Source organism: Kitasatospora sp. NPDC101447, assembly GCF_044767225.1.
In the GTDB taxonomy this organism is placed as follows: domain Bacteria; phylum Actinomycetota; class Actinomycetes; order Streptomycetales; family Streptomycetaceae; genus Kitasatospora.
Genome location: NZ_JBIWNL010000003.1, coordinates 254,687 through 267,049, shown reverse-complemented (window position 1 = coordinate 267,049; position 12,363 = coordinate 254,687). Strand labels below are relative to the sequence as shown.

Below are 12,363 nucleotides of genomic sequence, written 5' to 3'. Positions count from 1 at the left end.
TGCGCCCGTGGCTTCCACGAACGATCTCAAGAACGGCATGGTCCTCAAGCTTGATGGCGGCAAGCTCTGGTCCGTCGTCGAGTTCCAGCACGTCAAGCCCGGCAAGGGCCCGGCCTTCGTGCGTACCAAGCTCAAGGAGGTCCTGACGGGCAAGGTCGTCGACAAGACCTTCAACGCCGGCACCAAGGTCGAGACCGCCAACGTCGACAAGCGCGGCATGCAGTTCTCGTACAAGGACGGCGAGAACTTCGTGTTCATGGACATGGACACCTACGACCAGATCACGGTCGAGCCGTCCGTCGTCGGTGACGCGGCCAACTACCTGCTGGAGGGCTTCGAGGCCCTGGTCGCGACGAACGAGGGCGCCGTCCTCTACATCGAGCTCCCGACCTCCGTCGAGCTGGTCATCTCGCACACCGAGCCGGGCGTCCAGGGCGACCGCTCCACCGGTGGCACCAAGCCGGCCACCCTGGAGACCGGTGCCGAGATCCAGGTCCCGCTCTTCGTCGTCACCGGCGAGAAGGTCAAGGTCGACACCCGCGACGGCAGCTACCTCGGCCGGGTGAAGTAAGTCCGTGTCGGCCGCACGCAGCAAGGCCCGCACCCGGGCCTTCCAGATCCTCTTCGAGGCCGACCACCGCGGGGTCGACCCGCAGCAGGTCCTCGCCGACTGGGTGGCCCGCGCCCGCGACCCCAAGCCCGACGAGGGCACCCCGCAGGTCGGTGAGTACACCATGGAGCTGATCGAGGGGTACGTCCAGCACGCCCGTCGCATCGACGACCTGATCTCGCAGTACGCGGTGGGCTGGACGCTCGACCGGATGCCGATCGTGGACCGCAACGTCCTGCGACTCGGCGCGTACGAGCTGATCTGGGAGGACGGCGTCCCGGACGCGGTCGTCCTGGACGAGGCCGTCGAGATCGCCAAGGAGTTCTCCACGGACGACTCCCCGGCCTTCGTCAACGGTCTGCTCGCCCGCTTCCTGGAGCTGAAGCCGAGCATCCGCCGGTAACGGCCACGCCCTTCCGGCGGCCGTCGGACCCGAACACGGGTCCGGCGGCCGTTCGGCGTTCCCGGCCGCGTTCGGCGTTCCCGGCCGCGTTCGGCGTTCCCGGTCCCGTCCGGCCCGGTCGCGTCCGGCGTTCCCGGTTCGTCCGGCGTTCTCCGAGTCTTCGCTGTTCCCGGCCGTCGCGCGTTTCACCCGGGCGGCGTAAGGTGAGTTCCTACTCATCAGTAACTTGGTGTTCGGAACCCCGTGCGAAGGGCAGGTCCCCCACATGACCACCGCGATCCGCAGCGAGTTCGACCAGGGCATCGCCCTGACCAGACACGCCGAGGAGGCCGGCCGCTACGAGGCCGAGCTGGGCGAGGGCTGGCAGATCGGCGGCGGGGTGAACGGCGGGCTGCTGCTCGCCGTGGCCGGACACGCGCTGTCGCTGGAGCACGGCACGCACCCGGACCCGGTGTCGATCAGTGGTTACTACCTGTCCGCCTCCACCCCCGGCCCGGCCACCGTCCGCACCGAGGTGCTGCGCTCCGGCCGCGGGCTCTCCACCGGCACCGCCTCGCTCAGCCAGGACGGCGTCGAGCGGCTGCGCGTGGTGGCCAGCCACGGCGACCTCTCCACCGCCGACGGCGAGGTGCGCACCAGCGCGCAGCCGCCGCAGCTGCCGCCGCCGGAGCAGTGCATCGGCGTGGAGCACGCGCCCAAGGAGCTGATCGCCCAGGCCGCCCTGCTGGAGCGCTTCGACCTCCGGCTGGACCCGGCCACCGTCGGCTGGGCGCTCGGGCAGCCCTCCGGCAACGGGCGGATCCAGGGCTGGTTCCGGCTCGCCGACGGCCGCGAGCCCGACCCGCTGCTGCTCCTGCTGGTCGCCGACGCGCTGCCGCCGGTCACCTTCGACCTCGGCATGCCGGGCTGGGCCCCGACCGTCGAGCTGACCGTCCACCTGCGCGCCAAGCCCGTCCCGGGCTGGCTGCGCGTCACCCACGCGACCCGCAACCTGGCCGGCGGGTACTTCGAGGAGGACGCCGAGGTCTGGGACGAGTCCGGCCGCCTGGTCGCGCAGTCCCGCCAGCTGGCCCGGGTGCCCCGGTAGGTCCGGCACGGGCGCGGCGCCGGTGCTATTACCCGTGGTTACATTCCTGTGACACGCCGTACGTGTGCGACGCGCGGGGGGTGGGGAGGAAGGCGGTCAGCGGCGAGCACGCCGCCGACCGTCACCGCCGATGCCAGGAGCCACCCGTGAGCGAGCGAAGCGAGCGAACTGTCGAGAGGCGTGCCCGGGCGACCGCCCTCGCCGAGCGCGGCGAGGTGGGCGCATGAGCCGGAACGGTCGCGCCCGTCGCAACTCCGACTGCACCGCCGGCGGTCCTCGGCCCGCGGTCCGGGCCTCGCACCGGCCGCCGCGGGCCGAGGGCGGCGAGCGGGCCGAGGGGGCCGGGGCGCCGGCCGGGGGTGCCGACCAGGCGTTCGTCATCGGCGTGCTGACCGACGCCGCGGACTTCGCGCGGGCCCGCGCCTGGGGGATCTCCGACGCCCCCGACTTCGAGCGCTACCTGGCCGACACCGCCGAGCTGCTGGCCGACGCGCTGGAGCGCTTCGAGACCGTCCGGGCCCGGATGTTCCACCCGCAGGACTTCGAGGAGTTCTGCCTGCTCCACGGCCTGGACCCGGCCGCACCCACCGCCCGTGACCGCTACCTGGTCAACCCGCCGCTGCAGACCCAGCTGCTGGCCTATCAGGGCGAGGAGCTGGCCGGGGACTTCGTGCCGCGCCTCGTCCGGGCCCGGGAGAACGGGCTGACGCTCAGCCACGCCGACCTGCTGCTCGACGGCGGGCTGTACGGGGGTGCGGGCGAGCCGGACGACGGGCACGCCGACTGGGTGCGCGCCGCCTACCGGCGCGGGGGCGAGGTGTTCCGCCGGATGCTGGTCGGCGCGGGCGCCGGCGTGTACGAGCTGCGCCTGCGGGTGGACGCTCCCGGCGGGGCCCTGACCGCGGCGGCGCGGGTGCTGCAGTGGGAGGACGGCGTGGTGCGGGTCAACGACGAGGACCTGGAGCTGGTCTGCGCGGTGCTGTGCGCCGGGCTGGCCCTGGAGCTGCCGGGCGTCGCGGTGCTGCACGGTTCGCAGGGCTCGGCGGCCTCCTGCGGGGAGTACCTGCCGGCGTCCTGGGCGTGGTCGAGCGGGGGCCAGGACTGGGCGCCGGCGGACCGGCCGGTCCGGCTGGACGGGGTGGCGGCGCGGCCCGGCTACAGCCTGGGCACCGTCTGCTGAGGCCCCGGTGCCCCGGTGCCCCGGTGCCCCGAGGCCTGCGGCGGTGCGGGCGAACGCCGCGGCGCGGCCCCGTTTCGGGGTGCCGCGCCGTGACGTTTCTGCTTGTCAGCACTGGTGAAACGAGTGCTGGGAACTGCAAGGGATCCGCTGGCGGGAGCCGGTGCGGTGAGCCTCAGCTCGCGTCCTCCTCGCGCACCGCGCGGCGCGCATCGGGGTTCAGCACGCCCCACGAGATGAGCTGCTCGGTGAGGATCGACGGCGACTGGTCGTAGATGACCGCCAGGGTGCGCAGGTCGTCCTGGCGGATCGACAGCACCTTGCCGTTGTAGTCACCGCGCTGGCTCTGGATGGTCGCCGCGTAGCGCTGCAGCGGACCGGCCTTCTCGGAAGGGACCTGGGTCAGTCTCTCCAGGTCGAGGACCAGCCGCGGCGGCGGCTCGGCCGCGCCACCGGGGGTGCCGCCGGGCAGCAGCTCCTGCACCGGGACGCCGTAGAACTCCGCCAGCTCGGCCAGCCGCTGCACGGTGACCGCACGGTCACCGCGCTCGTACGAGCCTACGACGACTGCCTTCCAGCGCCCCTGGGACTTCTCCTCGACACCGTGCAGGGAGAGACCCTGCTGAGTGCGGATCGCTCGGAGCTTGCCTCCGAGTTGCTTCGCGTAGTCGCTGGACATTGATCTCCCCGGACGAGATTGCTTCGCGTTCAGTGGTGGGTCACGGGCGATTGCCGACGCCGTTACCGGTGGGTTCGACGTCCGTCTCGTAACTCACTGTGAGGTTACGTAGAGTAAGGTAGTTGCGTCAAGCCGAATGGGGCAGTCGTGCGAATGGCCCGCATCGTCGGCGCGTCCGGGGTGTAAACCACGGGAAGCGGAATGATGGACTTCTGTTTGCCGTCCGGGGCGCTGCTACGATGACCCGAAGCCCACGCCGGTCCGGCGGGGGCGATCCCAGACATCCTTTAAGGCCCGTCCAGTGAGGCGGGGAAGGAGGTCCGCTTCGGCATGACCGCATACCAGGATTCGACGCCGCGACCGCCGCACCAGGTGCTGGACGGTACGGACATCGCCCGGGTCATCACCCGGATAGCGCACGAGATCGTCGAGCGCGCCAAGGGCGCGGAGGACGTCGTGCTGCTCGGCATCCACACCAGGGGCGTCCACCTCGCCCGCCGCCTGCACGGCCGGCTGGCCCAGATCACCGGGCGCGACATCCCGCTGGGCACCCTGGACATCACCATGTACCGGGACGACCTGAGGCTGAAGCCCGCCCGCGCCCTGGAGCACACCGAGATCCCGTCCGGCGGCATCGACGGCAAGCTCGTCGTGCTGGTCGACGACGTGCTCTTCTCCGGCCGCACCATCCGCGCCGCGCTCGACGCGCTGAACGACATCGGCCGGCCCCGCGCCGTCCAGCTCGCCGTCCTGGTCGACCGGGGCCACCGCGAGCTGCCGATCCGCGCGGACTACGTGGGCAAGAACCTCCCCACCTCGCTGCGCGAGGCCGTGCAGGTGCGCCTCTCCGACAGCGACGGCGTGGACGCCGTCCTGGTCGGCGACCGCGACTTCGCCCAGCGCTCCTCGCAGGCCATGGCAGCCAAGCCCACCGAACCGCACCTCCCGGAGTAACCCGCGTGAAGCGCCACCTCGTCTCCGCCGCCGATCTCAGCCGCGACGACGCGCTGCTGATCCTGGACACCGCCGAGGAGCTGGCCCAGCTCTCCGGCCGGGCCGTCAAGAAGCTGCCCACGCTGCGCGGCCGCACCGTCGTCAACCTCTTCTTCGAGGACTCCACCCGGACGAAGACCTCCTTCGAGGTCGCCGAGAAGCGCCTCTCGGCCGACGTCATCAACTTCTCCGCCAAGGGCTCCTCGGTCTCCAAGGGCGAGAGCCTCAAGGACACCGCGCTGACCCTGCAGGCCATGGGCGCCGACGCGGTGGTCATCCGCCACCACGCCTCGGGCGCGCCCGCCCGGCTGGCCCAGTCCGACTGGCTGCACGGCAGTGTGATCAACGCCGGTGACGGCACCCACGAGCACCCCACCCAGGCGCTGCTCGACGCCTTCACGATGCGTCGCCACCTCAACCCCGGCTCGGGCCACGACCTGGCCGGCCGCCGGGTGACGATCGTCGGTGACGTCCTGCACAGCCGGGTCGCCCGCTCCAACGTCCACCTGCTGAACACCCTCGGTGCCCAGGTCACCTTCGTCGCGCCGCCGACGCTGCTGCCGATCGGCATCGAGAACTGGCCCTGCGAGATCAGCTACGACCTGGACAGCGTGCTCCCCAAGACGGACGCGCTGATGATGCTGCGGGTGCAGCGCGAGCGGATGAACGCGGCGTTCTTCCCGACCGAGCGCGAGTACAGCCGCCGCTACGGCATGAACGGCCTGCGGCTGTCCCGGCTGCCGGAACACGCGATCGTGATGCACCCCGGCCCGATGGTCCGCGGCATGGAGATCACCGCCGAGGTCGCCGACTCGCCGCGCTGCACCGCGGTCGAGCAGGTCGCCAACGGCGTCTCCGTCCGGATGGCCGTGCTCTACCTGCTGCTCGGCGGAGCCACCCCCGCCGACGCCCCCGCCGACGCCCCCCGCACCGAGACCGTGGAGACCGCTCAGTGACCACCTACCTGATCCGCAACGCCAAGATCCTCGGCGGCGCCCCGCAGGACCTCCTCCTCGCCGACGGTGTGATCAAGGAGATCGGCACCGGCCTGACGGCCGAGGCGGACATCGAGATCGACGCCACCGGGCTGATCGCGCTCCCCGGCCTGGTCGACCTGCACACCCACCTGCGCGAGCCCGGCCGCGAGGACGCCGAGACCGTGCTCACCGGCACCCAGGCCGCCGCGATGGGCGGCTTCACCGCCGTGCACGCGATGGCCAACACCACCCCGGTGGCCGACACCGCCGGCGTGGTCGAGCAGGTCTGGCGCCTCGGCCAGGAAGCCGGCTACTGCGACGTCCGCCCGGTCGGCGCCGTCACCGTCGGCCTGGAGGGGAAGAAGCTCGCCGAGCTCGGCGCGATGCACGAGTCCGCCGCGGACGTCCGGGTCTTCTCCGACGACGGCAAGTGCGTCGACGACGCGGTGCTGATGCGCCGCGCCCTGGAGTACGTCAAGGCCTTCGACGGCGTCGTGGCCCAGCACGCCCAGGAGCCGCGGCTCACCGAGGGCGCCCAGATGAACGAGGGCCAGGTCTCCGGCGAGCTCGGGCTCGGCGGCTGGCCGGCCGTCGCCGAGGAGTCGATCATCGCCCGCGACGTGCTGCTCGCCGCGCACGTCGGCTCCCGGCTGCACGTCTGCCACGTCTCCACGGCCGGCTCGGTCGAGATCATCCGCTGGGCCAAGGCCAAGGGCTGGGACGTCACCGCCGAGGTGACCCCGCACCACCTGCTGCTCACCGACGAGCTGGTCCGCTCCTACGACCCGGTGTACAAGGTGAACCCGCCGCTGCGCACCGCCGAGGACGTCCAGGCGCTGCGCAAGGCGCTCGCCGACGGCACCATCGACGCCGTCGCCACCGACCACGCGCCGCACCCGGACGAGGACAAGGACTGCGAGTGGGCCGTCGCCGCGATGGGCATGGTCGGCCTGGAGACCGCGCTGTCGGTCGTCCAGCAGACCATGGTCGAGACCGGCCTGCTGAACTGGGAGGGCGTCGCCGACCGGATGTCGCGCCGCCCGGCCCGGATCGGCCGTCTCACCGGACACGGCCGGCCGATCTCGGTGGGTGAGCCCGCCAACCTGGTGCTGTTCGATCCCGCGTACCGTGGTGCCGTGAACCCGGACAGCTTCGCCACCCGCAGCCGCAACACCCCCTACAAGGGCCTGGACCTGCCCGGACGGGTGCACGCCACCTTCCTGCGCGGCCGCGCCACCGTGCTGGCCGGCGAGCTCGCCGAGCAGGACGGCGCGCAGTGATGGACTACGCCACGCTCGCCAAGGAGCAGGCGAAGGTCACCAACTGGCCCGGGTACATCGGCTGGTCCGTCGGCCTGCTGATCCTGATCGGCCTCGTCTACTGGCTGATGCGCCAGGGCTGGAACTGGCGGCGCACCCTGCAGTCCGGCATCCCGCCGCTGCCCGCCGTGCCGGACGGTGCCGGGCGCACCATCCTGGAGACCAGCGGCCGGTACCACGGCACGACCACCGCCGGGAACTGGCTCGACCGGGTCGTCGCGCACGGCCTGGGCACCCGCAGCCGGGCCGACCTCACCCTCGGCGAGGACGGCCTGCTGGTCCGGCGTCCCGGTGACGTCGACCTGTGGATCCCGGCCGCGCACCTGACCGGCGCCCGCACGGACTCCGGGATCGCCGGCAAGGTCGTCCCGTCCGGGCTGCTCGTCGTCACCTGGACGCACGAGGGCTCCGAGCTGGACTCCGGCTTCCGGGCCGACCACCCCGACGAGCACGCCGCCTGGGTCGAGGCGATCGCTCACCTTGCCACACGTACGCAGACGAAGAAGACGGAAGAGGCCGCGCAATGACCGCACCTGCCCCCACCACGCAGCGCCAACGGCGGGAACGCGTCCCCGCCGTGCTCGTCCTGGAGGACGGCCGGACGTTCCGCGGCCAGGCCTACGGCGCGATCGGCGAGACCTTCGGCGAGGCGGTCTTCAACACCGGCATGTCCGGCTACCAGGAGACCCTGACCGACCCGTCGTACCACCGCCAGGTGGTCGTGATGACCGCCCCGCAGATCGGCAACACCGGCTGGAACGACGAGGACGACGAGTCCGCGCGGATCTGGGTCGCCGGCTACGTCGTGCGCGACCCCGCCCGCGTCGCCTCCAACTGGCGCTCGCGCCGCTCGCTCGACGAGGAGCTGGTCGACCAGGGCATCGTCGGCATCAGCGGCATCGACACCCGCGCGCTGACCCGCCACCTGCGCGAGCGCGGCGCGATGCGCTGCGGCATCTTCTCCGGCGAGGCGCTGGCCGACCCGGCCGCCCTGCTCGCCCGGGTGCAGCAGTCGCCCGAGATGAAGGGCGCCGACCTGTGCGCCGAGGTGGCCACCACCGAGGCGTACGTCGTCCCCGCGATCGGCGAGAAGAAGTTCACCGTCGCCGCGCTGGACCTCGGCATCAAGGGGATGACCCCGCAGCGGATGGCCGAGCGCGGCATCGAGGTGCACGTGCTGCCGGCCAACTCCACCCTGGAGGACCTCTACGCGGTCCAGCCGGACGGCGTGTTCTTCTCCAACGGCCCGGGTGACCCGGCCACCGCCGACCACCAGGTCGCCGTGGCGCAGGGCGTGCTGGAGCGCAAGACCCCGTTCTTCGGGATCTGCTTCGGCAACCAGATCCTCGGCCGGGCCCTGGGCTTCGGCACCTACAAGCTCAAGTACGGCCACCGCGGCATCAACCAGCCGGTGCAGGACCGCACCACCGGCAAGGTCGAGGTGACCGCCCACAACCACGGCTTCGCCGTGAACGCCCCGCTGGACAAGGCGAGCGACACCCCGTACGGGCGGGTCGAGGTCTCCCACGTCTGCCTGAACGACGACGTGGTCGAGGGCCTGCAGGCGCTCGACGTCCCCGCCTTCAGCGTGCAGTACCACCCCGAAGCTGCTGCCGGCCCGCACGACGCGGCCTACCTCTTCGACCGTTTCGTGAAGCTCATGGAGGGCCAGCGTGCCTAAGCGCACTGACATCAAGTCCGTCCTGGTGATCGGCTCCGGCCCGATCGTGATCGGTCAGGCCGCCGAGTTCGACTACTCGGGTACGCAGGCCTGCCGGGTCCTCAAGGCCGAGGGCCTGCGGGTCGTGCTGGTCAACTCCAACCCGGCCACGATCATGACCGACCCGGAGATCGCCGACGCCACCTACGTCGAGCCGATCACCCCGGAGTTCGTCGAGAAGATCATCGCCAAGGAGCGCCCCGACGCGCTGCTGCCCACCCTGGGCGGGCAGACCGCGCTCAACACCGCGATCTCGCTGCACGCGGCCGGCACGCTGGAGAAGTACGGCGTCGAGCTGATCGGCGCCGACGTCGAGGCGATCAACAAGGGCGAGGACCGCGACCTCTTCAAGGGCGTCGTCGAGGCCGTCAACGCCAAGATCGGCTACGGCGAGTCCGCCCGCTCGGTCATCTGCCACACCATGGACGAGGTGCTGGCCGGCGTCGACACGCTCGGCGGCTACCCGGTCGTCGTCCGTCCCTCCTTCACCATGGGCGGCGCCGGCTCCGGCTTCGCCCACAACGAGGAGGACCTGCGCCGCATCGCCGGCCAGGGTCTGACCCTCTCGCCGACCACCGAGGTGCTCCTGGAGGAGTCCATCCTCGGCTGGAAGGAGTACGAGCTGGAGCTGATGCGCGACAAGCACGACAACGTCGTGGTCGTCTGCTCCATCGAGAACTTCGACCCGATGGGCGTGCACACCGGTGACTCGATCACCGTCGCCCCGGCGATGACCCTCACCGACCGCGAGTACCAGATCCTGCGCGACATCGGCATCGCCGTCATCCGCGAGGTCGGCGTCGACACCGGCGGCTGCAACATCCAGTTCGCGGTGAACCCCGAGGACGGCCGGGTCATCGTCATCGAGATGAACCCGCGCGTGTCCCGCTCCTCGGCGCTCGCCTCCAAGGCCACCGGCTTCCCGATCGCCAAGATCGCCGCCAAGCTGGCCGTCGGCTACACCCTGGACGAGATCCCCAACGACATCACCGAGGAGACCCCGGCCTCCTTCGAGCCGACCCTCGACTACGTCGTGGTCAAGGTGCCGCGGTTCGCGTTCGAGAAGTTCCCGAGCGCCGACGCCACGCTGACCACCACCATGAAGTCGGTCGGCGAGGCCATGGCGCTGGGCCGCAACTTCCCCGAGGCGCTGCAGAAGGCGCTGCGCTCGCTGGAGAAGAAGGGCTCCCAGTTCTCCTGGATCGGCCCGGTCGGCGACAAGACCGAGCTGCTGGCCAAGGCGGTCGTGCCGACCGACGGCCGGATCAACACCGTGATGCAGGCGATCCGGGCCGGCGCCACCCCGGAGGACGTGTTCGAGGCCACCAAGATCGACCCGTGGTTCGTCGACCAGCTCTTCCTGCTGGACGAGATCGCCGGCGAGCTGGCCGCGGCCGCCGAGCTGACCCCCGACCTGCTGCGCCACGCCAAGCGGCACGGCTTCTCCGACACGCAGATCGGCGAGATCCGCGGCCTGAAGCCGGACGTGGTCCGCGAGGTGCGCCACGCCCTCGGCATCCGCCCGGTGTTCAAGACCGTCGACACCTGCGCCGCCGAGTTCGCCGCCAAGACCCCGTACTTCTACTCGTCCTACGACGAGGAGAACGAGGTCGCCCCGCGCTCCAAGCCCGCCGTGATCATCCTGGGCTCCGGCCCGAACCGCATCGGCCAGGGCATCGAGTTCGACTACTCCTGCGTGCACGCCTCCTTCGCGCTCGCCGAGGCCGGGTACGAGACCGTCATGGTCAACTGCAACCCGGAGACCGTCTCCACCGACTACGACACCTCCGACCGGCTCTACTTCGAGCCGCTCACCCTGGAGGACGTGCTGGAGATCGTCCACGCCGAGCAGCAGGCCGGACCGCTGGCCGGCGTGATCGTCCAGCTCGGCGGCCAGACCCCGCTCGGCCTGGCCCAGGCGCTCAAGGACAACGGCGTGCCGATCGTCGGCACCCAGCCCGAGGCGATCGACCTCGCCGAGGAGCGCGGCGCCTTCGGCCGCGTCCTGCGCGACGCCGGCCTGCCCGCGCCCAAGCACGGCACCGCCTTCTCCTTCGAGGAGGCCAAGGCGATCGCGGACGAGATCGGCTACCCGGTCCTCGCCCGCCCGTCCTACGTGCTCGGCGGCCGCGGCATGGAGATCGTCTACGACGAGGCCTCGCTCGCCTCCTACCTGGAGCGGCACGCCGGTCTGATCTCCGAGCACCCGGTGCTCATCGACCGCTTCCTCGACGACGCGGTGGAGATCGACGTCGACGCGCTCTACGACGGCACCGAGCTCTACCTCGGCGGCGTCATGGAGCACATCGAGGAGGCCGGCATCCACTCCGGCGACTCCGCCTGCGCGCTGCCCCCGATCACCCTCGGCGGCCACGACGTCAAGCGTCTGCGCGCCTCCACCGAGGCCATCGCGCGCGGCGTCGGGGTGCGCGGTCTGATCAACATCCAGTTCGCCCTCTCCGGCGACATCCTGTACGTCCTGGAGGCCAACCCGCGCGCCTCCCGGACCGTCCCGTTCACCTCCAAGGCGACCGCCGTGCCGCTGGCCAAGGCCGCCGCCCGGGTCTCGCTCGGCGCCACCATCGCCGAGCTGCGCGCCGAGGGCATGCTCCCGGCCGAGGGCGACGGCGGAACGCTGCCCGCCGACGCGCCGATCGCGGTCAAGGAGGCCGTGATGCCGTGGAGCCGCTTCCGCGACGTGCACGGCCGCGGCGTGGACACCGTGCTCGGCCCGGAGATGCGCTCGACCGGTGAGGTCATGGGCATCGACAAGGTCTTCGGCACGGCCTACGCCAAGTCCCAGACCGGCGCCTACGGCGCGCTGCCGACCAAGGGCAAGGTCTTCGTCTCGGTCGCCAACCGCGACAAGCGCAACCTGGTCTTCCCGGCCCGCGCGCTGGTCGGCCTCGGCTTCGAGCTGCTCGCCACCGCCGGCACCGCCGAGGTGCTGCAGCGCGGCGGCATCCCCGCCACCGTGGTGCGCAAGCACAGCGAGGGCGAGGGCCCGAACGGCGAGAAGACCATCGTCCAGCTGATCCACGACGGCGAGGTCGACCTCATCATCAACACGCCGTACGGCACCGGCGGCCGCCTCGACGGCTACGAGATCCGCACCGCGGCCGTGGCCCGCGCGGTGCCCTGCCTGACCACCGTCCAGGCGATGGGCGCGGCCGTCCAGGGCATCGACCGGCTGCTGCGCGACGAGGTCGGGGTCATGTCGCTCCAGGAGCACGCCGAGCTGATCAACGCCGGCCGCAAGTAGCACCACCGCAGTGGGGGGCACCGAAAGCGAGTCGGGTGCCCCCCACTGCCATGCCCACCCGCCGCCCTCCGCCGGGCTGTTCCCGCCCGTCGCCCTCCGCCGGGCCCGTGCCTCGAATCCCGCTATCCGCTCCGGG

11 protein-coding genes are annotated in these 12,363 nt (G+C 71.7%); 10 read left to right on the top strand and 1 reads right to left on the bottom strand.

Annotated features, from left to right (window positions below):
- Positions 1–7: 7 nt before the first annotated feature.
- The 4 genes from efp (at position 8) to ACIRST_RS06130 (ending at position 3,280) form a co-directional block, all read left to right on the top strand.
- Positions 8–571: an elongation factor P gene (gene efp / locus ACIRST_RS06145; RefSeq protein WP_350521227.1), complete on the top strand. Its 564-nt coding sequence runs from the start codon at positions 8–10 to the stop codon at positions 569–571.
- A 4-nt stretch (positions 572–575) separates the two neighbouring features.
- On the top strand, positions 576–1,013 hold the full coding sequence (gene nusB / locus ACIRST_RS06140; RefSeq protein ID WP_350521226.1) for a transcription antitermination factor NusB: 438 nt from the start codon (positions 576–578) through the stop codon (positions 1,011–1,013).
- A 265-nt stretch (positions 1,014–1,278) separates the two neighbouring features.
- Positions 1,279–2,100 carry a thioesterase family protein gene (locus tag ACIRST_RS06135; RefSeq protein ID WP_350521225.1) on the top strand — a complete coding sequence of 274 codons (822 nt, stop codon included), beginning with the start codon at positions 1,279–1,281 and terminating at the stop codon, positions 2,098–2,100.
- 223 nt (positions 2,101–2,323) lie between these two features.
- Positions 2,324–3,280 carry a hypothetical protein gene (locus ACIRST_RS06130; RefSeq protein WP_350521224.1) on the top strand — a complete coding sequence of 319 codons (957 nt, stop codon included), beginning with the start codon at positions 2,324–2,326 and terminating at the stop codon, positions 3,278–3,280.
- A 172-nt stretch (positions 3,281–3,452) separates the two neighbouring features.
- Here the strand turns inward: ACIRST_RS06130 and ACIRST_RS06125 are convergent, their stop codons facing one another.
- On the bottom strand, positions 3,453–3,956 hold the full coding sequence (locus tag ACIRST_RS06125; protein ID WP_030056198.1) for a transcriptional regulator: 504 nt from the start codon (positions 3,954–3,956) through the stop codon (positions 3,453–3,455).
- Positions 3,957–4,286: 330 nt separating this feature from the next.
- On the opposite strand from ACIRST_RS06125, the gene pyrR reads away from it, so the two are divergent.
- From pyrR to carB, 6 genes are read left to right on the top strand one after another with little or no spacing between them, the layout of a single operon-like run.
- The gene (pyrR, locus tag ACIRST_RS06120) at positions 4,287–4,910 is read left to right on the top strand and encodes a bifunctional pyr operon transcriptional regulator/uracil phosphoribosyltransferase PyrR (RefSeq protein ID WP_350521223.1); all 624 of its coding nucleotides are present in this window, start codon (positions 4,287–4,289) and stop codon (positions 4,908–4,910) included.
- Between the two features lie 5 nt (positions 4,911–4,915).
- Positions 4,916–5,905, top strand: a complete 990-nt coding sequence (locus tag ACIRST_RS06115) for an aspartate carbamoyltransferase catalytic subunit (protein WP_350521222.1) — start codon at positions 4,916–4,918, stop codon at positions 5,903–5,905.
- On the top strand, positions 5,902–7,206 hold the full coding sequence (locus ACIRST_RS06110; RefSeq protein WP_350521221.1) for a dihydroorotase: 1,305 nt from the start codon (positions 5,902–5,904) through the stop codon (positions 7,204–7,206). Before ACIRST_RS06115 ends, ACIRST_RS06110 begins: the two co-directional genes overlap by 4 nt.
- Positions 7,206–7,772, top strand: coding sequence for a hypothetical protein (locus ACIRST_RS06105; RefSeq protein WP_350521220.1), 567 nt, complete (start codon positions 7,206–7,208; stop codon positions 7,770–7,772). Before ACIRST_RS06110 ends, ACIRST_RS06105 begins: the two co-directional genes overlap by 1 nt.
- On the top strand, positions 7,769–8,926 hold the full coding sequence (carA, locus tag ACIRST_RS06100; RefSeq protein WP_350521219.1) for a glutamine-hydrolyzing carbamoyl-phosphate synthase small subunit: 1,158 nt from the start codon (positions 7,769–7,771) through the stop codon (positions 8,924–8,926). The genes ACIRST_RS06105 and carA overlap by 4 nt, the downstream gene beginning before the upstream one ends.
- The gene (gene carB, locus ACIRST_RS06095) at positions 8,919–12,227 is read left to right on the top strand and encodes a carbamoyl-phosphate synthase large subunit (protein WP_402800442.1); all 3,309 of its coding nucleotides are present in this window, start codon (positions 8,919–8,921) and stop codon (positions 12,225–12,227) included. Before carA ends, carB begins: the two co-directional genes overlap by 8 nt.
- Positions 12,228–12,363 lie beyond the last annotated feature (136 nt).

Excerpts from the sequence above, each read along its gene's own strand:
- ACIRST_RS06135 (WP_350521225.1), top strand. The coding sequence starts at position 1,279 with ATGACCACCGCGATCCGCAGCGAGTTCGACCAGGGCATCGCCCTGACC.
- ACIRST_RS06130 (WP_350521224.1), top strand. The coding sequence starts at position 2,324 with ATGAGCCGGAACGGTCGCGCCCGTCGCAACTCCGACTGCACCGCCGGC.
- ACIRST_RS06125 (WP_030056198.1), bottom strand. The coding sequence starts at position 3,956 with ATGTCCAGCGACTACGCGAAGCAACTCGGAGGCAAGCTCCGAGCGATC.
- pyrR (WP_350521223.1), top strand. The coding sequence starts at position 4,287 with ATGACCGCATACCAGGATTCGACGCCGCGACCGCCGCACCAGGTGCTG.
- ACIRST_RS06105 (WP_350521220.1), top strand. The coding sequence starts at position 7,206 with ATGGACTACGCCACGCTCGCCAAGGAGCAGGCGAAGGTCACCAACTGG.
- carA (WP_350521219.1), top strand. The coding sequence starts at position 7,769 with ATGACCGCACCTGCCCCCACCACGCAGCGCCAACGGCGGGAACGCGTC.